The following is a 22,488-nucleotide window of genomic DNA, read 5'->3' as shown; positions in this document are numbered from 1 at the left end:
AGGAAATAGTTATGAACATTTTTTATGATAAAGATTGTGATCTATCAATCATCCAAGGCAAAAAAGTTGCGATTATCGGCTATGGCTCACAAGGTCACGCGCACGCATTAAACCTAAAAGACAGCGGTGTTGATGTCACCGTAGGTCTTCGTAAAGATTCATCATCTTGGAAAAAAGCAGAAAATGCCGGTCTAAAAGTGGCTGAAGTAGAAGAAGCAGTCAAGCAAGCCGACCTAGTCATGATTTTGACCCCTGACGAATTCCAAAAACAATTATACAATGACGTGATTGAGCCAAACATCAAACAAGGTGCCACGCTTGCATTTGCCCATGGTTTCTCAATCCATTACAACCAAGTGGTACCACGCAAAGACCTAGACGTCATCATGATTGCGCCAAAAGCACCGGGTCATACCGTGCGTAACGAATTTGCCACAGGCGGCGGTATTCCTGACTTAATCGCCGTTTACCAAGATGCCTCTGGTCAAGCCAAACAAGTCGCATTGTCTTACGCGATGGGCGTCGGCGGTGGTCGTTCAGGCATCATCGAAACAACGTTCAAAGACGAAACTGAAACGGACCTATTTGGTGAGCAAGCGGTACTGTGTGGTGGTGCGGTTGAACTGGTCAAAATGGGCTTTGAAACCTTGGTTGAAGCAGGTTATGCCCCAGAAATGGCGTACTTTGAATGTCTACACGAATTAAAATTGATTGTAGACTTGATGTACCAAGGCGGTATTGCTGATATGAACTACTCAATCAGTAACAACGCAGAATATGGTGAATACGTGACAGGTTTAGAAGTTATTAATGACCAATCACGTGAAGCAATGCGTAATGCCCTAAAACGTATCCAATCAGGCGAATATGCAAAAATGTTTATCGCTGAAGGTATGTCAAATTACCCATCAATGACAGCGCGCCGTCGTCAAACCGCTGAGCACGAAATCGAAAAAACAGGTGCCAAACTTCGCGGTATGATGCCTTGGATCACCTCAAGTAAGATCATCGACAAAGAGAAAAACTAGTTTTGCACTCAGTTGGTTTTACCAATGGCATCATACCCAATTGGTAAAACTAATAAAATGACAATAACCCTGCGCTGTGTAAAGTTACATAGACAGGGTTTTTTAGTATAAAATAATGGGTATCGATATAAATTTTATGAGATTTGTTTTGAATATAGCGTCTGTTTGGCAGTTGTCGACTGCAACTTTTTTACACACTTTTAGCGGTATGAGTGCTTTGCCTGCATTGGCAAATCCTTTGAATTACCTCATCGGGGATAGCTATACAATAAATTGGCAAGCAATTTATCTGGTGGGTACGTTAATTGTCGCCCTACTGATTGCCTATGAATCCGTAGTTTTGAAGAAAAACTTAGGAAAACTGCCGCAATCGACGTTATTTAGTGTGAGCTCCATATTAGAAACTGTGTGGCTCATGGTATCTGTGGTTGCCGTATATTATGGCGCATTTAGTAGCATTGCCAAAGTCGTGCCATTTGCCTATATTTTGTATAGCATATTTGGTTGGATTTACGGATTTTATCTACTCAAAGACCAGGCGGGCGATATTAAAGATGTCGATGACATGAGTATGCCCATCAAATATATGGACTATAGCCTATCATTTTCACTGGTGATTACGGTGACCAGCATTGCGATATTTATCAATATGTTGATGAACGGTGTTATCGCCTTTAATGTAGCTTAATAAAGTCAATTGAAATCCCTTTTTAATTGTAACTTTGTGGTAAAAAAATCAAAAAATAGTAGGTGAAACGCTAAAACTAGGCTATACTGTCATTATTCGCTAAAATACACTTAACAAACTTTTGGCGATGACAATTTATAACACCCTGTATTTACCTAAGTAATTGCAAGCGTTATAGATAACATAGTTAATTTTTAATGTAGGATTTTTTATGTCAGATAAAGCTACTGGTACTGTAAAATGGTTCAATGAGAGCAAAGGTTTCGGCTTCATCGCTCAAGACAATGGCGGTCAAGACGTTTTTGCTCATTACAGTGCAATCCAAGGTTCAGGTTTTAAAACACTTAAAGAAGGTCAACGTGTGAGCTTCGTATTGAGCCAAGGTCAAAAAGGCCCACAAGCCGAACAAATCGAAGCACAATAATAATAACTACAAGCTTAATTGTTTGTTTATTAACTGCTTATCTTAATTAGCTTGCAATAAAGAAAAACAACCAGACGATAGGTTGTTTTTTTTTGCGCGTTTGTTTTGTGTTCCATATTCATATCAAACACGAGACATTGTATGTTGAATATTTAGTTAAAAAATTTCCCTAATTATTTTAGTTATGATATATTCGAAAAATTCAAGAATTTTTGATGTTTTCCAACCATTTTTTTATGACTTAAAATTCATAGGATTTTCTTGATTTGTTGGGTAAGTTATCGCAACATATATTATTAACGAAGATAATGGGTATTGTGAGTATTCACAGTATAACTATTCTTTTTAGCTTGCTAAGTTAGCTCACCAAGCTAGTTTAAGTTAACAAGAATAGGATGTTCATTTTATCATGACTGGGGATACTTGGATTTATCCTCCTTTTTTAATTCATATAACAAACGAGGAACGTATGAAAGCATTAGTTGCTGTTAAACGTGTAGTTGACTATAACGTAAAAGTTCGTGTAAAAGCGGACAACACTGGTGTTGACCTAACCAATGTTAAAATGTCTGTAAACCCATTTGATGAGATTGCTGTGGAAGAAGCTGTACGCCTACAAGAAGCGGGCGTGGTCTCTGAAATTGTTGTTGTATCTATCGGTCCAAAAGAAGCACAAGAACAAATCCGTGGCGCAATGGCACTGGGTGCAGATCGTGGTATTTTAGTTGAAACTACTGACACTGTGCGTCCACTACAAGTCGCAAAAATTTTAAAAGCGATTGCACAAGCTGAAGCTGCTGACATCATTTTACTAGGCAAACAAGCGATTGATGATGACAACAACCAAACAGGTCAAATGCTAGCGGCATTACTAGATGTAGGTCAAGCAACCTTTGCATCACAAGTAAAAGTCGACGGTGGCAGTGTCAACGTAACACGTGAAATCGATGGTGGCTTACAAACCGTTCAGTTATCTTTACCCGCGGTCATCACCACTGATTTACGGTTAAATGAACCACGTTATGCCAAACTGCCTAACATCATGAAAGCGAAGAAAAAACCATTAGAAGAGAAAAAACCAGAAGATTATGGTGTTTCTACCGCTAGTAACATTCAAATCGTAAAAGTGACGCCACCTTCAGAGCGTAAAGCGGGTGTTAAAGTTAAATCGGTTGACGAGTTAGTCGATAAATTAAGAAACGAAGCTAAAGTTATCTAATTATTAGTTATCTAATCATTTAACTACCTTCAATTTAATTCGTCATTTAACGATAGCGATTATCAAATATTAAGGAAAATCTCATGGCAATTTTAGTATATGCAGAACATGATAATAAAGAGCTGAAAAAAGCAACACTCAACACCGTAACGGCAGCAAGCAAAATCGGTGGCGATATCGTTGTGTTAGTTGCAGGTCTTGGCTGTGAAGCCGTGGCAGAACAAGCCGCTAAAGTAGCGGGTGTTTCAAAGGTGCTTTGCGCAAGTAACGCTGCTTTTGAACATCAACTGGCTGAAAACGTCACTAAACTCGTCGTATCGCTGGCAGGTGATTATAGCCATATCGTTGTACCAGCGACAACAACAGGTAAAAACTTCTTACCACGCGTTGCTGCTTTGTTAGACGTCAATATGCTAACTGATGTGACCGCTGTGATTGATGCAGAGACATTTGAGCGTCCAATCTACGCAGGCAATGCTATTGCAACTGTTAAAGATACTGAAAGCAAAAAAGTTATCACAGTTCGTACCACCGCATTTGATGCAGCGGCAGCAGAAGGTGGCGCAGCTAGCATAGAACAAGTAAGCGCAGGCGAAGATGCGGGCAAATCAAAATTTGTCGGTGAAGAACTGGCAAAATCTGATCGTCCAGAATTAACGGCTGCAGAAATTGTTGTATCAGGTGGTCGTGCATTAGCCAGCGGTGAAAACTTCACCAAATATATTGAGCCACTCGCTGATAAGCTAGGCGCTGCGATGGGTGCATCACGTGCCGCAGTTGACGCAGGTTATGTGCCAAACGACCTACAAGTGGGTCAAACGGGTAAAATTGTCGCGCCAAACCTATATATCGCCGCAGGTATTTCAGGTGCCATTCAGCATTTGGCTGGTATGAAAGATTCAAAAGTTATTGTTGCTATCAACAATGACCCAGAAGCGCCTATCTCTCAAGTGGCTGATTATTTCCTAGAAGGTGATATTTTTACAATCTTGCCAGAACTAACTAGCAAATTGTAATTGCCGCTATCATAAGCTACCAAGCGATAAATATATAGGCGATAAATATAAAAAAACCTCATACTTTTTGAGGTTTTTTTATTTGCTATTTATTGACTAATCACTGACTTAATTATCGCTAAAAGTATATTGATTGTTGTATAGCGACTAGGTAATATAATAAAAATTATGGGATTTTATTGGTAGTAAATTTTTTGGGAATAAATTGTGAAAATGGATTTAAAAAAATTCCGTATAGAGATGCAGCAGCGGCTTAGCGAGCAGCAACTAGACAATGTGAAAGTGCGTCCCTTTATCTGTTCAGGGTCGCCCCTTAATTGCAAGATTATGATGGTCGGCTACAATCCAGCGCGCGAAGTTAATTTAGACGTGTTTGATGCCGATATTTGGGATGATGACATGGGATTTGACCGTGAATCGTTTGCTGAGCATTATGACATCGCGAGCTACAATGATGATTTACAGTGGAATCGCAACCATATATTTCAGCAAAATTTGATTGATGAAATCTCAAATCATCCGGTGATTGAAACCTACCTTTATAGTGTCATCACCCCTAAGAAGACTTTACTAAGCCCTCAGCATAAACACACCCATGTATTTGATTGGCTATATGGTATTCTCAAACCTGTTTTAATCATTACCCAAAATATGGATGTCATTAAATATTTTGAGCGAGAAGCCAATAAAACTCTTGTGAGAAATACATTTAACGCCATTACTTATCGCGATTTACACTGTGTGATTTTGCCCATCAGCCATTTATCCAAAAAATGGAATGACACCGAAATGTACCATTTGAAAGAAGAAATTGATGAGTTATTTAATTTAATTGTTGTGTAGACAATTGTTTTGCATTGACAAATTAATAGCGCAATAAAAAAAGCTTAACAGATGATCGTGTTAAGCTTTTATGGTTAGAGTCTATGATTAAAGTCTATCGGTAAATTTATAACCAACCTGCCTTTTTAAATCGATAGTAAAGCGTGAAACAAATGGTCAAAATAAATGCCAACAAAATATAGTAGGCATAATGCATTTTTAGTTCAGGCATATTGTCAAAGTTCATCCCATAGATCCCTGCGACGGCAGTCGGAACCGCGAGGATACCTGCCCAAGCGGCAAGTTTTCGTACCACCTCATTCTGACCCATATTCACCACGGCCATGTAAGTATCCATAGCAACACTGAGCATTTCGTTGAGTCCATTGACCGCATCGAGCGCACGCAGTAGATGGTCATTGACGTCGCGAAAATACGGTTTGGCTTGGCTAGGGAAACTTGGAATCAAATCAGTCTTTTTATGATTGATAAAAAAATTACAGATATCTTGTACGGGTAAGATGACAGCACGCATATGTACGAGCTGTGATTTTAATTCATACAAATTGCGTAGTGTGTGCTTGTTAAAGTTTTCAGAGAAAATTTCCCGTTCTTGCTCACGCAAATAACGCCCTAATTTTTCAGTGATAGGTAAATAGTTATCGACGATAAAGTCTAGGATGGCATGCAGCACAAAGATGGGTCCAAGGCGCAATTTTTCTGGTCGGCGATGGCAAAAATCTCGCACACTTTGGTAGCTATGAGAGGCACCTTGACGAATAGTGATGATATATTGCTTGCCCATAAAGATAGCCGTAGTGCCATAACGAATGGTGTTTTCGGTCAATTTGGCGGTTCGTACCACCACGAACACGCTATCATTACCATAGCTTTCAACTTTGGCGCGTTGATGTTCAGCGAAAGCATCTTCAATGGCAAGTTCGTGCAAGTCAAATGCCTCTTGGACTTCTCGAATGGTTTCGATACTTGGGTCGTGTAGTCCTACCCAAACAAATACGTTGTTGTTGGATAGTTCGCGGCGCACATCATCAAGCTCAATCTCGCCGATTTTTTCCCCAGATTTACGAGAGTAGGCAAAGCAGTTGGCAATCTCATTTTTCCCTTTAAAGCGATCTTCGGTGATTTCAGCTTCAGGGTTGTACTCAGGGGGTGGTACATCGGTAGGTGCATAGACTTCGACAGTGCCGTCATCGTCATAATCTTCGCCATAGATATAACTATCATCACCGTGCAAATCGAGTTCTTCATCAGCGATTTCATCATACATGACATCAGCGTTGGCAAGGGTAAAAGAATCCGACGACATATCATGTGGCGGATTAAGTGTTGAGGCTAACGGCAGAGTGACGTGCTGGGTCGTCTGAGTGGGGTGCTCTAATAAATCGTCGCTGCGTTCAGATAAATTTTTGTTTTGGTGGGGTGGCGTCATAACCAAAAACCTCGCTATCACGATTTGAAAGAGTTGTATCAGATCGAATAAATGTGTCCAGTCGTTATCAAAGTACTAAAAGGTAGCAACCACAAAACAGCAAGTAAACATCAAAGTAAGCCACTTTGCCTGTTTGTTCTTGCTATTTTGTAATTCTCAGTGATTTTTAAACGAATAAAAAAGAAGTCATGCATTGACAATGCAATCGTACCGCTAAAATTAGATTGATAATGATAACAGTGAAAAATGACAATCTCAAGATAATTATACGTGACAGACCGCTAAAACCTAGTTGAATCTAGTTAACCATGGACTTAGCAACTGTCATTTTTTCACTATCGCGTTAAATAGCGTACTGCTGCAGTGTCTCTATATCCACTAACTCTAAGAGACTCTCATGACATGCGGCAAGCTTTAGCGGCGGCGCAACCCCTGCATCCAATGCTTCCACCCAGCGCAGAGCACACACGCACCAAAAATCATTGGGCTGCAGTCCTGGAAAACCAAATTCGGGTAAAGGCGTCACCAAATCATTGCCCTTGGCAACAGAAAATTCTAAGAATTCTCGGGTCATTTTGGCGCAAACCGTGTGTAAGCCGACGTCACCAGCGCCGGTATGACAAAAACCATTTCGATAATAACCTGTTAACGGGTCAAAACAGCAACTCGCTAATGCGGTACCCAGTACATTGGTTTGATTTAATTCAGCTTTTGGATGATAGGACATAGTGAGCTCTTTTAAGGTTTTAATTGGTTTAGATGGAGGATTGGCTAAAGTTGAGAGATAGATGTTGGTAGTTTTTCTAAAGCAGTGCTCTGAGTTTTTTGCATAAAATCTCGCGGATAAAATTGCTCAAGTGCATCTTTGTTTGCCTCACTTACTGCCTTGTCAAACACCGCAGCCAAACGTAATTTTAAATACCCTAAGGCAATGCCAAAAAAGATTTGGCCGAGCGCATCGCTTTGTGCATCGAGCTGTGGTGCATTGGGCAGTAAATTAGACAATAGACTGGTCGAGCGCTCAATAAATGGATGTGGGGTAGCAATTGATGGCTGAAAGCGCTCGGTGGCAAAGGCACGAACAGTTTGATTGATAATGCCTAAACTCAGGCTTATTAAAGCAGCAGATTTTTCATCAGCAAAAATTTGCGGCATCAGGTGTGCCAAAATCACACTGCTTTCTGTAATGAGTAATTGATTATCGGTGAGCAGCGCAGGGACTTGGCTAAAAGGGTTGACCGCTAATAATTCTTGTGGGTTTTCCCAAGGCATGACAAATATCAGCTCGGCATCGATTTGCTGGCGTAAACAGGCGACCATCACTAGACGGGCAAAAGGGGAGGTGGTTGAGACAAAGAGTTTCATGGGTGAATTGGATTTCCCTATACTGGTTACATGGGTGTAAGTTTTAGTAAATAAGTTTCAAAAAATTCTATAGGAGTTTAGCATAAAAAATTGGGCAATAAAAAAATGCCTAAGCCCAGTGAAGCTATGATACAATGAAAAGGAAAAGTGCCCTTATTTTATTCTTAGCATTTTATTTTTGTAAGTGCCCTTCTCATCGATTATTCTATGATTTTACATGGTAATTCATGGTCTATGTTTTCATATGGCCGCTTGTTGTCATGTCTAGTGATATATCATTTAATCATCCTTAGGATTTATTGTGTCAAATTTAGCATCAAATTCCACAAGTGTGGCAAATCAGTCTGCTTTTTATCTTAATACAAAAAATACTTGGCTATTACCCGACGGGGTTGTCGATTTACTATCAACCGAAGCGGTAAAGCAAGAAACCTTGCGTTATCAATTGACCCGTATTTTAATCAGCCATGGCTATGAATTTATTAGCCCGCCTATGATTGAATATACCGAAAGCTTGCTCGGCTATGCGTCTGAAGATGTTAAATTACAAACTTTTAAAATCATTGATCAGCTAACCGGTCGGCTCATGGGGGTACGCGCAGATATCACCCCACAAATTGCGCGGATTGATGCGCGTCTACACAATAATCAAGACACTAGTAACCCATCAAAATCAATTTCCCGCTATTGTTATGCAGGGCATGTAATCTATACCATGCCAAAAGGCTTATTTGGTTCGCGTACCCCGCTACAGTTGGGCGCTGAGATTTTTGGTACCGATTCACTAGCCAGTGAAGTGGAGCTATTAGATGTGCTATTTACCTTGTTAGATAGCACGGATATGATTGCACGCTCGCATATTGATATTGGTCATGTGGCGATTTTTCAGCAGCTTTGCCAGCTTGCCGGTGTACCTACGCATCTGCAAGAAAAACTAATTGAGCTCTATGCTAATAAAGCGTTACCCGAGCTGAAACTTTTGACCAGCAAAATGAGCCAGTTTGGCGAACTTGCCAACGATTTTTATGTGCTTGGCGAGGCAGGTAATGACTTGCAAAAACTGAGCGAACGGCTCTCAACTCAAGCCAAACACGATGCTATCATTGCCAAAGCCTTGTCTGATTTGACTTATTTGGTGAGCTATCTTGAAGAGCACTGGGATACCAATGTCAGTGTCGATGTCACAGGATTAGGATATCACTATCATACAGGCGTTGTCTTTAACGTGTACGTGGCAGATGAGTCATTGCCGCTGATTCGTGGTGGTCGTTTTAGCAATCATTTTCATCATGAAGTTGATAATACTGATGCCGTGCGTTCGGGCGTTGGCTTTAGCTGCGAGCTAAACCGTTGGCAAAATCATATCCAAGTACATGAGCAGCCTTTTACCGTGGTGCCTTATAGCCATGTACAAACTATTTTACATGTACCCAATCATCCTGATGCGCCAGCGCTCAAACAAGCGATTGACTCACTACGCCAAGAAGGGCATCGGGTGATGATTGCGCTGGATGAAACCGATGAACCTGAGCAAACCACCCATCGCTTGCAAGTAGCGAATGGAGTTTGGTACTTAGAGCATTTGGCAGAAAATTAATTTTTAAGCTGTTGTAAACTTGTTTTTAGCAATTACTTTGATAAAAGGTGACTTATCATGAAACATACGGGAAAAAACGTCGTTGTCCTTGGTAGCCAGTGGGGCGATGAGGGTAAAGGCAAAATCGTTGACTTATTGACTGAAAAAGCCAGTGCGGTGGCGCGCTATCAAGGCGGTCATAATGCCGGTCACACTTTAGTCGTTGGCGGTAAAAAAACCGTATTACATTTGATTCCATCGGGTATTCTACGTGAAGGCGTCACTTGCTATATCGGTAATGGCGTGGTGCTAGCCCCAGACGCGCTACTAAAAGAAATGCAGTCACTGGTTGAAGCAGGCGTGCCTGTGCGTGAGCGACTCCGTATTTCGCCCAACTGCCCCCTGATCATGCCACAGCATGTAGCGCTTGACCAAGCCCGTGAAATCAAACGCGGCAACAACAAAATTGGCACGACCGGTCGTGGTATCGGCCCTGCCTACGAAGATAAAGTAGCGCGCCGTGCGTTGCGTTTTGCTGACTTGTTGCGGGCTGACTTTGCCGATAAACTAAAAACCAACCTTGAGTTTCATAACTTTGCCTTGACCCAATATTATGGGGTGGACGCAGTCGATTTTGAGGCGACCTTAAAGTTGGCAGAAGAATGGCGTGATGCGCTAAAAGACTTGGTGGCTGATGTGACGGGCGAGCTTGACAAGCTATGCAAAGAAGGCAAAAACTTAATGTTTGAAGGTGCGCAAGGTACGTTGCTTGACGTTGACCACGGCACTTATCCCTTCGTTACCAGCTCAAATACCACCGCTGGCGGCGTGGCGACGGGCACGGGTCTTGGCCCCTTGTACTTTGACTATGTATTGGGTATCACCAAGGCTTACACCACACGCGTGGGCGCTGGTCCTTTCCCAACTGAGCTATTTGATGATATCGGTGAGCACATCGGTACTGTGGGTCAAGAATTTGGTGCTACCACGGGCCGCGCCCGTCGTTGTGGTTGGTTTGATGCAGCGATTCTACGCCGTGCTGTGGTACTAAACTCACTATCTGGTATCTGCTTGACCAAGCTTGATGTGTTAGATGACCTTGATCAGCTCAATATCTGCACGGGTTATGAGTTGCCAAGTGGTGAAGTTTGCGGCTCTAGCGATGCGGAGTTTTACGAGAACGTGAAACCTATCTATGAAACTTTGCCAGGCTGGAAAACGAGCACTGTGGGCGTGACAGAGTATGACAAGCTACCTGAAAATGCCAAAGCTTATATCAAGCGCATTGAGCAGCTTATCGAGTGCCCCGTTGACATTATCTCAACAGGTCCAGACCGTGCTGAAACCATCGTGCTACGCGACCCATACGATGCCTAACCCTTATTCATCAAAAAACCCGATGTGACGTCGGGTTTTTTATTTTAGGGCAAAAAATGCTGAATGATAGCTTACTCGCCTTAGCCAATTTATTAACCTCTGCTCTAACCGCTATCACAGGCGTGGGCGGCGGCATGATACTCATTGGACTGATGCCATTTTTTGTGCCTGCAGCAGCGATTGTGCCAGTGCATGGCGTGACCCAGCTTGTCAGTAATGCCACGCGCGCTTGGTTTGGTCGGGATGCCCTAGACTTTACCTATTTTTGGCAATTTTTGGCGGGCTCATTGACGGGACTGTTGGTATTTGGCGTGTTAGTTCGCTTTATCCATTTAGAGCTTATTCCGTTATTTATCGGCATTTATATCTTACTAATAACTTGGTCAAGCACTTTTAACCGAGTGATTCGCCGTTTTGAAAGTTTCTTTTTAGTAGGATTTGCACAAACGGGCTTGGGCGTGTTTGTTGGCACACCGGGTCCGCTCAATATCGCCATGCTCAATAAGTACTATGATGATAACAATGTCGTCGTTACTACGGGCGCCTTGATGATGACGGTGGTGCATACCGCTAAATTGATAGTTTATGTGGCGATGGGATTTGTGTTTGCCGATTATTGGCAATTGCTAGTGATGATGGTCATCATGGCAACTGTAGGCTCATGGCTTGGTACCCGACTGCGCCATAAAATCCGTTTAGACTGGCTAGAAAAAATCCTGCCGTATCTACTCACCCTCATAGCGCTCAAATTGATTGTCGATATCGCCCGTCACTATTTTTTTTGAACCTAATGCCAAAAAATCTCAGTAATAAGCGCGATGGCGATGATAATAAATATCAAGCCACATAAGCGATTAAGCCACATCAAGCGATTGCCAAATTGCAGCCAATCCGACAGTTTTTTGCCACTCATGGTATAAACCAGTTGCCAAGTTATCTCAATCATAAAAAAACCCACCGTGAGCATGAGGTATTGCGGCAGTAGAGGCGCGGAAAAGTTGATAAATTTGGGGAAAAATGCGGCAAAAAACAAAATCGCCTTGGGGTTGGACAACGACACCCAAATCCCTGTTTTAAACAGTTGCGCGGGGGTCGGTATCACCTGTAACTGGTCACTGTGCAATTCGCTGTCAGCTTGGCGCCAAGATTTTATCCCAAGATAGGCTAAATACAGCGCGCCCACGACTTTGATAATGGTCAGTAAAACAGGCGCGTTGGTACTGATAAGCCCTAGCCCTAACAGTGACGTTGTCAATAAAATAAATAAACCCATGCTCAGCCCTGCCAACGTCCACAGGGTTTTTTTGATGCCATAATTGACACCAAATTGGAACGCTAATAGCATATTAGAGCCAGGCGCTGCCGAGATAAGGCAAGTACTGATTAAAAAAAATAAGAAATTTTGCAGGGTCATTAGAATTTTTAGTAAATAAATGAAAGATAGCCAATTAACGGTTAATGAGAAGTGTTGGCAGAGGGTGGAATGACAAACTGCCACTCCGGGTTAAAAAACCGTCGAAAAATCAGCAAAGTCGCTATTGTACACCCTAATGTACTGCTGGTGGCAATTAAAAACAGGGTAATAATTTGATAAAGCACGGCTTGGTGCGGGTCTGCGCCTGCCAAAATTTGTCCTGTCATCATACCCGGCAAGCTCACTAACCCCACCACCATCATGCTGTTAATCGTCGGTGTGATACCATTTTGAATGGCAGCAATGACATAGGGTTTTGCGGTTTCCCAAGGCGTGGCGGACAATGCCAAATAGGTATTAATCATACTTTGTTCGCGATGAAAACTGCTGACAAGTTGGTTCATAGAGAGTGAGACAGCGGTCAATGAATTACCTAAAATCAGCCCCAATAACGGTATCATGACTTGCGGACGAAACCATGTAGCTGCGTTGTCTGACAGCACCCACCCACCACCAAATATAGCTACCACCCAACTACTGACAAACACCGCCAACGCCGTATCCCAAAATAAACCTTGATAAGGCTTTTTAACCCGATTTTTGGCAGCGATACTAGCGATAATCGACATAAAAGTCAAAATTGCCAACACTTCATACCATTGCTCTCTGGCAAAAATCCACGCAAGTACCAGTCCAATTAAGCTTAGTTGAACCACCGTGCGAAAACTTGCAATGAGCAGGGATTTGACGATACCCAATTTTAACCAAACACTGATTGCCATCACCAGTAATAATGCCAGACTTGCTAGCGCCACTTGTAGGTAGGAGATAGCGGGCATGGTGATTGCTAATATCATCATGGCTGATTGCCTTGTACTATGGATGCGCGTATTTTGCTATCGATTGTTAACTCGTCATTGCTCAATTGACCATTAGCCATCGTCCAGTGGCTAGTGCCAATCGCCAATAAGCGCTGAATTTGGGTCGGCTCATGGCTGATCCACACCACGCTAGCATTGGGGGTGGATTGATACCAGTGGTTAATCAATGTTTCGACTTGGTGGGTGGTAGTGGTATCAAGGGAAGCAGTAGGCTCATCGAGTAATAAAATGGTCGGGTGCAACTGTAGCGTGCGTAATAAGTTGACAAGCTGTTTTTCGCCACCCGATAAGCTGCGGCTATCTTGCTGTAAAAACTGGGGTGATTTGCCAAGGTTAACTAGGTGCTGTTCATGCCAAGATACATCGAGTTTTTTGTCTTTATACAGTGCAAAGCTAAAGGGCAGGGTCAAGTTATCTAAGACGCTGCCCTCAATCATCTCACTTAGTTGCGCAATATAGGCCACCTGTGAGCGCCAAGTAGCTGGTGTCAAGTCGGTCAAATTTTTGCCGTTTAATGTAATGTGACCTGCTGACATAGGTAATAGGCTTGCTAGTAGCTTTAGCAGTAACGATTTGCCACTGCCAGACTGTCCTGTGATGACAATAAAGTCATGGTCATGGATTTCACCTGAAACATGATTGACAAGTGTTCGATGGTCGATTTGGTAGGACAGTTGGTCAAATTGCAGCATAGCTTTTTAAAGTATAGTTTTTTTAAAATACAAAGTTTTAAGTATAGTGATAGCGTTATGACAGGGTGTTTTTATCCCAAAGCACTTCTTGACCGGCATCCAATCGAGCAACGACACGCGCCAATACAAACAGCCAATCGGACAGACGATTGATAAACTGTAGACTGAGTGGTGAGACATTATCATCCCGCGAGTTTAATGCCACGAGTAGGCGCTCAGCGTCTCGGCAATAACAGCGAGCGATATGTACTTGGCTAGTCACAATGGTGCCTGCAGGCAAAATAAAATCTTTGAGGGGTGGTAAATGGGTGTTCCACTCATCAATTTGATTTTCCAGCTCTGTCGCATACTCTGCCAAAATCCCGCGGTATTCGGGCATAGCAAGTTCACCCCCTAGATTGAAAAGCTGGTGCTGCAAGCGGCTTAGCTTAGCATCAAATTGGGCGTGGTTGGGTTGAACATGGTTAGGTTGGTTTTGGCTATTTTGAGTATGGTTATCTTGACTAAGATAGCCCCGCAATAAACCGATTTGGGAGTTTAATAAGTCAATTTTGCCCATGGCGTCAAAGCGTAAGTCTGCCTTGGAGACGCGTGAACCATCCGCCATGCCAGTGGTGCCGTCATCGCCCGTTCGGGTGTAAATCTTTGATAATCGATTGCCCATTATAGAGACCTTAAAGTGTGAAATATGCCAAATCATAGCACTTTTAACAAAATTTCGGTATGATAACCGATTGTCTTTTTTACCCAACTTGCAAAGGTGACTATCCCATGACACAGCTGACACAGCCCATGCCGATTACCATATATGACTCGATGAGTGGACAAAAATGCCCATTCACGCCCTTAGAAGCAGGCAAGGTTGGCATGTATGTCTGTGGGATGACGGTGTATGATTATTGCCACATCGGTCATGCGCGGGTTATGGTCGGCTTTGATGTGGTCGTGCGCTGGCTTCGTCATATTGGCTATGATGTCAACTATGTGCGTAATATTACCGATATTGATGACAAAATTATTAACCGTGCTAAGGACAATGGCGAAAGTATCTATCAGTTGACAGACCGCTTTATCAAAGCCATGCACGAAGATGCTGATAATCTGGGCTGTGAGCGTCCTAACAGTGAGCCAAAAGCCACGGATTTTATCCCACAGATGCAGCATCTAATCCAAACGCTGGAAAGCAAAAAGTTAGCCTATCAAGTCGCAACGGGCGACGTCTATTATGCGGTCGAAAATTTTGCTGAGTATGGCAAACTCTCAAAACGTCGCCTAGCAGATATGCAAGCGGGTGCCAGTGAGCGGGTAAATGTTGAGACAGACAAAAAAAATCCGTTTGACTTTGTATTGTGGAAATCTGCCAAACAAACAGAGCCATCTGAGACCAAATGGCAGTCGCCTTGGGGTGTGGGTCGCCCAGGTTGGCATATCGAATGCTCGGCAATGAGTACCTGCTGCTTGGGCGACACCTTCGATATCCACGGCGGCGGACATGATTTGCAGTTTCCGCACCACGAGAACGAAATTGCCCAGTCTGAAGGCGCAACCGGTAAAACCTATGCCAACAACTGGATGCACGTGGGCTTTATCAATGTTGACGGCGAGAAAATGTCAAAATCACTGGGTAATTTCTTTACCATTCGCGATGTGATGGGGCAGTTTCACCCAGAGACCATTCGTTTCTTTATTTTATCGAGTCATTATCGCAGCCCGGTGAATTTCTCAGATAGCGCCCTTAAAGAAGCCCAAACCAGCCTCACGCGTCTATATCAAGCCTTAAAATCTGTAGAAAACCTGACCCAACCAGCGGGCGAAATTGATAAAACTCCCTTTGAAATCCCTTTTAATCAAGCCATGTGCGATGATTTTAACAGTGCAGGGGCGGTGAGCGTATTATTTAGTCTGGCGCGTGAAATCAACAAAGCGGTCAATCTCGAAACCGCTGAAGGCAATGCCCAAGCACTAGCATTAGCAACATTGCTAAAAGATTTGGCACAACCGCTCAATATTTTACAGCTTAATCCAACCGATTTTTTACAAGCGAAAGTGGGCGAAACGACCGGGCTAAGCGATAGCGAGATTGAAGCATTCATCGAAGCGCGCAAGCAAGCCAAAGCGGGCAAAGACTTTGCCAAAGCTGACCAAATTCGTAATGATTTGAAGTCTCAAGGGATTGAGCTCGAAGACGGTAAAAACGGTACCACTTGGCGCCGTGTTTAATCGCTAGCTTTTATTTAAGTGATCGCTTAATTGGCTTATTGGTTACTGTTTATTGCCGCTTTTGGCTCGGCGACCTTGTTGCCGATGCAGTCAGAGGCGGTGCTTGTCACCTTATTGGCCAAGGGACACTATAAGGCTTGGCTGCTATTGGTGGTGGCAAGCGTTGGTAATGTATTGGGTTCGTGTGTCAATTTTTGGCTTGGGCGTCAGATCGACCGCTTTTATGACAAGCCTTGGTTTCCGGTATCGGCTGTCAAGCTTGCCAAAGCCAAGCGTGTCTATCAAAAATATGGGTTTTGGTCATTGCTTGCTAGCTGGGCACCCATGATCGGTGATCCGATTACGTTGTTTGCCGGTGTGTTCGGTGAACGGTTTTGGCGCTTTTTGCTGTTGGTGACGATTGCTAAGACCGCCCGCTATGTAAGCTTATATGCGCTTTATCTCGGTGTAATTTAGAAAAATGATTGCAATAGACATGTTTTTTATCTAAAATAGGCGGTTAATTTAAAACTTAAATAAAAGATGGTGTCAATTGCGATTTAAGCTGACAACAGACTAAACCACAAGGCTGGGCAGGGAACTGTTCAGCCTTTTGCGGTTTTTTGGCTGTCAAATTTTTCACCACGACAAAATTCTAAATACTATTTAACTACGCTTAACTGCTCCGAGGTGTTTATGTTACGAATCGTTGATGAAGCACTTACCTTTGATGATGTGCTGCTACTACCTGCTTATTCTGAAGTCTTGCCTAAGATGGTAGATTTAAAAACCCGTTTGACACGCGGTATTGAGCTAAACTTACCCATCGTATCTGCTGCGATGGATACTGTGACTGAATCGCAAATGGCAATTACCATTGCCCAGCTTGGCGGTATGGGTATTTTGCACAAAAACATGGACATTGATTTACAAGCCATGCAAGTTCGACGCGTAAAGAAATTTGAAGCCGGTACCGTTGTGGATCCTATCAGTGTATCACCTGATACCAGTGTGGGCGAACTGCTCCGCATCACCAAAGAAAACAAAATCAGCGGTGTGCCTGTGGTAGAAGGTAATCAAGTGGTCGGTATCGTCACCCACCGTGATATCCGTTTTGAAAATAACCTAAGCCAGCCTGTTCGCAATATCATGACCCCAAAAGAAAAATTGGTGACAGTCAAAGAAGGCGAGCCGACAGAGAATATCAAACGTTTGCTACACGAACACCGCATCGAAAAAGTGATTGTTGTGGATGACAATTTTCAATTAAAAGGCTTGATTACTGTCAATGATTTCACCAAAGCTGAAAACAACCCAAATGCTTGCCGCGATAGCAAAGGTCGCTTACGTGTTGGCGCTGCAGTGGGTACGGGCGCAGATACCGAAGCCCGCGTTGAAGCGCTCATCGCTGCTGATGTGGATGTGATTGTCGTAGATACCGCACATGGTCATTCAAAAGGCGTCATCGATCGCGTGGCTTGGGTGAAAAAGAACTATCCAAACATCCAAGTGATTGGCGGTAATATCGCCACTGCTGATGCGGCGCTAGCGTTGCGTGATGCGGGTGCCGATGCGGTCAAAGTGGGTATCGGTCCGGGCTCTATTTGTACCACACGTATCATCGCAGGTATCGGGGTGCCGCAAATTTCAGCGATTAGCAACGTGGCTGATGCGCTAAAAAATGACATTCCACTGATAGCCGATGGTGGTATCCGTTTTTCAGGCGATATGGCGAAAGCGTTAGCAGCGGGTGCCTCTTGTATCATGGTCGGTTCGCTACTTGCCGGTACCGAAGAAGCGCCAGGGGAGGTTGAGCTATTCCAAGGTCGCTATTACAAAGCCTATCGTGGTATGGGTTCGCTAGGTGCGATGTCAGGACAAAACGGCTCATCCGATCGTTATTTCCAAGACGCCAAAGAAGGGGTAGAAAAATTGGTACCCGAAGGTATCGAAGGTCGCGTCCCTTACAAAGGTCCAATGAACGGAATCATCAACCAATTAGCCGGTGGCTTACGTTCGTCAATGGGTTATACAGGCTGTGCCAATATCGAAGAAATGCGTAGCAAACCACAGTTTGTGCGTGTGACTTCGGCAGGTATGAAAGAATCTCACGTACATGACGTACAAATCACCAAAGAAGCCCCCAATTACCGTGTAAACTAAGTGATACGTTGATTGCGCTAAAACTGGGTTAAATACCCAGTTTTTTTATAGCCCAATTTATCGCCTAAAGTTTTATCGCCTAAAGTAACAGGTTGCGCCATGACTCATAAAAACAAACAGATGTCGCAACATGCGTGAAATTTTGCTATGCTAAAATTTTATATTTTGATAACAACAACGGGCGGCAAAGGAGAATTAAATGAGTTATTTTGGTACTGATGGTATTCGTGGTAAGTTTGGGGAATTTCCGATACATCCGCAGTTTTTAATCAAATTAGGCTATGCCACGGGTAAAGTGCTGCTAGCCAACCAAGCGACCCTCAATGAAAATCATCGTCCCAATGTCGTCATTGGTAAGGATACACGGCTTTCTGGCTATGTTATTGAAGCCTGTCTGCAAGCAGGATTTAACGCCGCAGGGGTGGATGTGCATATGCTAGGCACCATTCCAACCCCTGCCATCGCGCATTTGACCCGAAGTTTTCACGCCGATGCGGGCGTGGTGATATCCGCATCCCACAATCCTTTTTATGACAACGGTATCAAATTTTTCTCCAATGAAGGCAAAAAACTGTCAGATGACATTCAGCAAGCCATCAATGAAAAAATTGATGAAATCAAAGATATCAATGTCGTTATTGACACCCCAGAAGCGCTAGGCAAAAGTTATCGTGTGGAGGATGCCAAAGGTCGCTATATCGAGTTTTGTAAGGGCACTTTCCCCTATAATCTAAATTTAAATGCCCTAAAAATCGTCGTTGACTGTGCCAATGGGGCAGGATACAGCGTCGCACCCCGTGTATTACGTGAGTTAGGCGCAACCGTAATTGCGATTGGCGATAAACCCGATGGCATTAATATCAACGACAATGTCGGCTCTACCCATCCGGCAAACTTGCAACAAGCGGTGCTTGACCATGATGCCCAAGTGGGTATTGCCTTAGATGGCGATGGCGACCGTATCGTCATGGTCAATGAAAAAGGCGAGTTGGTTGATGGTGACGGCATTTTATATATTTTAGCCACCCAAGCAGAGCAACAAGTCGATGGCGTGGTAGGCACATTGATGACCAACATGGGTCTGCAATTGGCGTTTGACAAAGCCGGTATTGCCTTTGAGCGCGCCAAAGTTGGCGACCGCTATGTCATGCAAGGACTTGAGAAAAATGGCTGGGTACTGGGCGGTGAGTCATCGGGTCATATTTTAACGCTAGATAAAGCCAGTACGGGCGATGCGATTGTGGCAGGTTTGCAAGTGCTTGCGGTGATGGCACAGAGCAAACAATCATTATCAGAGCTGATGAAGGGTTATACGCAGCTACCACAAAAATTGGTCAATGTCAGATTGGTGCAAAAACAAGATCCCTACACCTTCCCAGAATTGGCAAATGCGTTTAAAGATGCCGAAGAAAAATTGACAGGACGGGGTCGTTTACTGATTCGTCAATCAGGTACAGAGCCATTGATTCGGGTAATGGTCGAAAGCGATGATGAGATTGAGTGTGATATGCTAGCCAATGAACTTGCTGAAAAAGTACGGCAAGTGATGGCGTAAAGTTGACATTTTATAAGGATAAAACATGAGTATTGATTTTACCAGTCAACGATTATCGTATGAGCAAGGCGAGCTTATCGAATCACACTTGCCAGAGCAGCCGTTTAGCTTACTACAAACTTGGGTGCAACAAGCAATTGATGCCAAGCAAGGGGAAGCGTATGCGTTTTCACTGGCGACTTGTGGCCGTGATAGGCAGCCAAGTGTGCGCACTTTACTGATGCGTGAAATTATCCAATTGGAAAACGCGGGCATTGGCCTCGTGTTTTATACCAATTATGACAGTGCCAAAGGCTGTGATTTGGCGACCAACCCCAATGCTGAAGCATTATTTTTTTGGCCAAGCCTAGAAAGACAAATCCGTCTTACCGGCGCTGTGCAAAAGGTTAGCCGTGAACAATCCGCGCAGTATTTTCATAGCCGCCCGCGTGATAGCCAATTAGCCGCTTGGGTCAGCGAGCCACAAAGCAGCGTGGTTGCTAGCCGCGAGGTAATGGAAGACAAATTTGCTCAATTAACTGTGCAGTATGGAGACAACCCAATTCCTTTACCAGAATTTTGGGGAGGCTATCTGCTGACGGTAGAAAAAATTGAATTTTGGCAGGGTAGAGCCAATCGTATGCACGACCGCATTGTTTATTCGCTAGCTGACGAGCAATGGGTGATGGAACGCTTATTACCTTAAACTACAAGCCATAAAAAACACGGTACTTTAAACCGTGTTTTTTATTTGATAAAACTTAGTTTTGCAGTGAACGCAGTAAACGCACAAATTCAATGTACATCCATACCAGTGTTGATAAGATACCAACGCTTAGTACCCATTCATAGCTTTCATCCACCCCTGCAGCATAAGCTCGCTCAACGCTATCAAAATCTAATAACAAGCTCAGTGATGCAATCACAATCACCAGCAAGCTAAAACCAATACCCACCACGCCACCGCTAAACAAATACGGCAGTGAGCTACCAAATAGGCTAAACCCGATTTGTACCAGATACACCAGCATAATAGCAATCACAGCAGACATCATCACAGAACGAAATTTTTGGGTGACTTTAATCACGCCACTGCGATAAAGCGCCAGCATCACTGCAGCGGTTACAAAAGTTGCGACCAACGCCGTCGGCGCAACTGTGGGAAACTTGATGCTAGCAAAGAGAGAAATCGCGCCAATCACGATGCCCTCTAAAATTGCATAAGGAATTGCCAGTGTTTTAGCTATGTGGGGTTTTGAGATAATTACCATACTCAATACAAAAGCCACCAAGATACTGGCTAAAGCCGCTACACTAACAAAACCTGAAGTGACGCCACTAGCTAGGCAATAGCCAAAAAATCCAACACCCGATAAGGTCGTCAAACCTAACAGAAAAGAGGTTTTTCGGATGACCCCTTTGACCGTCATCGGTGTCGTGCTAACCGCAAGTTCAGCGCGGGATATAATCGGATTTGCCATAAAAATTTGCTCCCAAGAGTTAAAAAATTTCAAAAGTTAACTAGATATCAATTACCTTAAATTAGCAAATAGCAGCGAGTTTGTATACCTAAACTGCACAACGAAGATTAGCAATTTTGTAATATAAAATACTGATTGGGCATAACGTGAGCCAGTAAGCTGTGATAAAATAGTTCAATCTTTATCAGTTAATTTTCTGCTATGACGTCCACACTTATTCCCAATCCTGCCTTTGGGCGTATCGGCATTATGGGTCGTGCCAACAAGCCAAGTGTCATTCAAAGTATCTACCAAATTTGTGACTTTTTTCATGAGCAAGGGTTGCCTTTATTAATTGACCATCAGACGGCACGGTTGCCGGCATTGAGTTTTGCACGTTTGGGCGAGATTGCTACTATTGAACGCAGTTTGCTCGGCGGTGCTTGTGATTTGGTCATTGTGGTCGGTGGTGATGGCTCGCTGCTACATGCCGCGCAAGTACTGGTCAAACACAAAGTGCCCGTAGTGGGGGTAAACCGCGGACGTTTAGGGTTTTTAACTGACATTTACCCTGATGATTTAAACGTAAAATTGACCAGTATTTTACAAGGTCATTATCAGCTTGAAGATCGATTCTTGTTAAAGATGGAAATCCGTCAAGGTGCGCATGTGATTTATGAAGATATGGCGCTAAATGACATTGTGCTGCATGCAGGAAAATCAGTGCATATGCTAGATTTTCATTTAAAAATTGATGGGCTGAATGTCTATCGTCAGCACAGTGATGGTCTGATTGCCTCCACACCGACGGGTTCCACCGCTTATGCACTATCAGGTGGCGGCCCGATTATTCATCCTAGTATGGATGCCATTTGTCTGGTGCCCATGCATCCACATACCTTATCAAGCCGCCCGATTGTGGTCAGCGGCAATAGCGAAATAAAAATCCGTATCCATAAAGATAACCGCACCCAGCCGATGGTGAGTGCAGATGGCAAACCGTCGGTGCCGCTCAACCAAAACCAGCGCTTAGTGATTCACAAGCATCCTAACAAACTTACACTATTACACCCACCTGGGGTGGATTTTTTTGAAGCTTGCCGTACCAAACTGGGTTGGAATAGTTACGCTGAAGAATTTAGTATGGATAATTAAATAAAAAAGCCACCTGAAGCATTCG

The 22,488-nt window shown here is 43.5% G+C and carries 23 protein-coding genes; 15 read left to right on the top strand and 8 right to left on the bottom strand.

The features are described 5' to 3' along the window. The first annotated feature begins 11 nt into the window (after positions 1–11). The 6 genes from ilvC to RNZ41_RS06000 all read left to right on the top strand — a co-directional run bounded on the left by ilvC (position 12) and on the right by RNZ41_RS06000 (position 5,218). On the top strand, positions 12–1,028 hold the full coding sequence (ilvC, locus tag RNZ41_RS06025; RefSeq protein WP_065252581.1) for a ketol-acid reductoisomerase: 1,017 nt from the start codon (positions 12–14) through the stop codon (positions 1,026–1,028). A gap of 148 nt (positions 1,029–1,176) precedes the next feature. Then, positions 1,177–1,716 carry a hypothetical protein gene (locus RNZ41_RS06020; RefSeq protein ID WP_314026820.1) on the top strand — a complete coding sequence of 180 codons (540 nt, stop codon included), beginning with the start codon at positions 1,177–1,179 and terminating at the stop codon, positions 1,714–1,716. Positions 1,717–1,927: 211 nt separating this feature from the next. Beyond that, positions 1,928–2,140, top strand: a complete 213-nt coding sequence (locus tag RNZ41_RS06015) for a cold-shock protein (RefSeq protein WP_007116781.1) — start codon at positions 1,928–1,930, stop codon at positions 2,138–2,140. Between the two features lie 469 nt (positions 2,141–2,609). Beyond that, on the top strand, positions 2,610–3,359 hold the full coding sequence (locus RNZ41_RS06010; protein WP_314026819.1) for an electron transfer flavoprotein subunit beta/FixA family protein: 750 nt from the start codon (positions 2,610–2,612) through the stop codon (positions 3,357–3,359). A gap of 83 nt (positions 3,360–3,442) precedes the next feature. Next, positions 3,443–4,375 carry an electron transfer flavoprotein subunit alpha/FixB family protein gene (locus tag RNZ41_RS06005; RefSeq protein WP_314026818.1) on the top strand — a complete coding sequence of 311 codons (933 nt, stop codon included), beginning with the start codon at positions 3,443–3,445 and terminating at the stop codon, positions 4,373–4,375. Positions 4,376–4,582: 207 nt separating this feature from the next. Further along, a complete protein-coding gene (locus tag RNZ41_RS06000) occupies positions 4,583–5,218 on the top strand; it encodes a hypothetical protein (RefSeq protein WP_314026817.1) in 636 nt (211 codons plus the stop codon). A gap of 106 nt (positions 5,219–5,324) precedes the next feature. On the opposite strand, the gene corA is transcribed toward RNZ41_RS06000, so the two are convergent. From corA to RNZ41_RS05985, 3 genes are all read right to left on the bottom strand, one after another. Beyond that, positions 5,325–6,485, bottom strand: coding sequence for a magnesium/cobalt transporter CorA (gene corA, locus RNZ41_RS05995; protein ID WP_314027821.1), 1,161 nt, complete (start codon positions 6,483–6,485; stop codon positions 5,325–5,327). 505 nt (positions 6,486–6,990) lie between these two features. Beyond that, positions 6,991–7,374, bottom strand: coding sequence for a DUF2237 family protein (locus RNZ41_RS05990; RefSeq protein WP_065252584.1), 384 nt, complete (start codon positions 7,372–7,374; stop codon positions 6,991–6,993). A gap of 44 nt (positions 7,375–7,418) precedes the next feature. Continuing rightward, positions 7,419–8,012: a glutathione S-transferase N-terminal domain-containing protein gene (locus RNZ41_RS05985; protein WP_314026816.1), complete on the bottom strand. Its 594-nt coding sequence runs from the start codon at positions 8,010–8,012 to the stop codon at positions 7,419–7,421. Between the two features lie 301 nt (positions 8,013–8,313). Here RNZ41_RS05985 and RNZ41_RS05980 point away from each other — a divergent pair, with 301 nt between their 5' ends. Genes RNZ41_RS05980 through RNZ41_RS05970 form a run of 3 tightly spaced genes read left to right on the top strand, consistent with a single transcriptional unit; the run spans position 8,314 to position 11,750 of the window. Then, positions 8,314–9,609 (top strand): ATP phosphoribosyltransferase regulatory subunit, encoded by a 1,296-nt coding sequence (locus tag RNZ41_RS05980; RefSeq protein ID WP_314026815.1) that lies wholly within the window; start codon positions 8,314–8,316, stop codon positions 9,607–9,609. Positions 9,610–9,666: 57 nt separating this feature from the next. Further along, the gene (locus RNZ41_RS05975) at positions 9,667–10,965 is read left to right on the top strand and encodes an adenylosuccinate synthase (RefSeq protein ID WP_219333226.1); all 1,299 of its coding nucleotides are present in this window, start codon (positions 9,667–9,669) and stop codon (positions 10,963–10,965) included. A 56-nt stretch (positions 10,966–11,021) separates the two neighbouring features. Next, entirely contained in the window at positions 11,022–11,750 is a 729-nt protein-coding gene (locus RNZ41_RS05970; protein WP_007116771.1) for a sulfite exporter TauE/SafE family protein, read from the top strand. 2 nt (positions 11,751–11,752) lie between these two features. Here RNZ41_RS05970 and RNZ41_RS05965 read toward each other — a convergent pair whose 3' ends face one another. Genes RNZ41_RS05965 through RNZ41_RS05950 form a run of 4 tightly spaced genes read right to left on the bottom strand, consistent with a single transcriptional unit; the run spans position 11,753 to position 14,616 of the window. After that, positions 11,753–12,379 (bottom strand): LysE family translocator, encoded by a 627-nt coding sequence (locus RNZ41_RS05965; protein ID WP_007116770.1) that lies wholly within the window; start codon positions 12,377–12,379, stop codon positions 11,753–11,755. 41 nt (positions 12,380–12,420) lie between these two features. Beyond that, complete coding sequence (locus RNZ41_RS05960) at positions 12,421–13,239, bottom strand: ABC transporter permease (protein ID WP_314026814.1); 819 nt, start codon at positions 13,237–13,239, stop codon at positions 12,421–12,423. Then, entirely contained in the window at positions 13,236–13,952 is a 717-nt protein-coding gene (locus tag RNZ41_RS05955; protein WP_314026813.1) for an ABC transporter ATP-binding protein, read from the bottom strand. The genes RNZ41_RS05960 and RNZ41_RS05955 overlap by 4 nt, the downstream gene beginning before the upstream one ends. A gap of 55 nt (positions 13,953–14,007) precedes the next feature. Then, complete coding sequence (locus RNZ41_RS05950; protein ID WP_314026812.1) at positions 14,008–14,616, bottom strand: cob(I)yrinic acid a,c-diamide adenosyltransferase; 609 nt, start codon at positions 14,614–14,616, stop codon at positions 14,008–14,010. A gap of 107 nt (positions 14,617–14,723) precedes the next feature. Here RNZ41_RS05950 and cysS point away from each other — a divergent pair, with 107 nt between their 5' ends. The 5 genes from cysS to pdxH all read left to right on the top strand — a co-directional run bounded on the left by cysS (position 14,724) and on the right by pdxH (position 20,554). Next, positions 14,724–16,172 carry a cysteine--tRNA ligase gene (gene cysS / locus RNZ41_RS05945; RefSeq protein WP_314026811.1) on the top strand — a complete coding sequence of 483 codons (1,449 nt, stop codon included), beginning with the start codon at positions 14,724–14,726 and terminating at the stop codon, positions 16,170–16,172. 30 nt (positions 16,173–16,202) lie between these two features. Continuing rightward, entirely contained in the window at positions 16,203–16,628 is a 426-nt protein-coding gene (locus RNZ41_RS05940) for a YqaA family protein (RefSeq protein ID WP_065263589.1), read from the top strand. 219 nt (positions 16,629–16,847) lie between these two features. Beyond that, positions 16,848–18,314 (top strand): IMP dehydrogenase, encoded by a 1,467-nt coding sequence (guaB, locus tag RNZ41_RS05935; protein WP_036597454.1) that lies wholly within the window; start codon positions 16,848–16,850, stop codon positions 18,312–18,314. Positions 18,315–18,513: 199 nt separating this feature from the next. Next, on the top strand, positions 18,514–19,869 hold the full coding sequence (glmM, locus tag RNZ41_RS05930; protein WP_314026810.1) for a phosphoglucosamine mutase: 1,356 nt from the start codon (positions 18,514–18,516) through the stop codon (positions 19,867–19,869). Between the two features lie 25 nt (positions 19,870–19,894). After that, a complete protein-coding gene (pdxH, locus tag RNZ41_RS05925) occupies positions 19,895–20,554 on the top strand; it encodes a pyridoxamine 5'-phosphate oxidase (protein ID WP_313060398.1) in 660 nt (219 codons plus the stop codon). Between the two features lie 55 nt (positions 20,555–20,609). Here the strand turns inward: pdxH and RNZ41_RS05920 are convergent, their stop codons facing one another. Further along, entirely contained in the window at positions 20,610–21,329 is a 720-nt protein-coding gene (locus tag RNZ41_RS05920; RefSeq protein WP_007116760.1) for a Bax inhibitor-1/YccA family protein, read from the bottom strand. Positions 21,330–21,530: 201 nt separating this feature from the next. Between RNZ41_RS05920 and RNZ41_RS05915 the strand changes: the two genes are divergently transcribed. After that, positions 21,531–22,463, top strand: coding sequence for an NAD(+) kinase (locus RNZ41_RS05915; RefSeq protein WP_099807974.1), 933 nt, complete (start codon positions 21,531–21,533; stop codon positions 22,461–22,463). The last annotated feature ends 25 nt before the right edge of the window (positions 22,464–22,488 follow it).

The sequence above is a fragment of the Moraxella sp. DOX410 genome (assembly GCF_032248735.1).
Lineage (GTDB): Bacteria > Pseudomonadota > Gammaproteobacteria > Pseudomonadales > Moraxellaceae > Faucicola > Faucicola tetraodonis.
The sequence above is the reverse complement of the archived record's forward strand: the minus strand, read 5'-3'. Positions and strand labels throughout refer to the sequence as shown.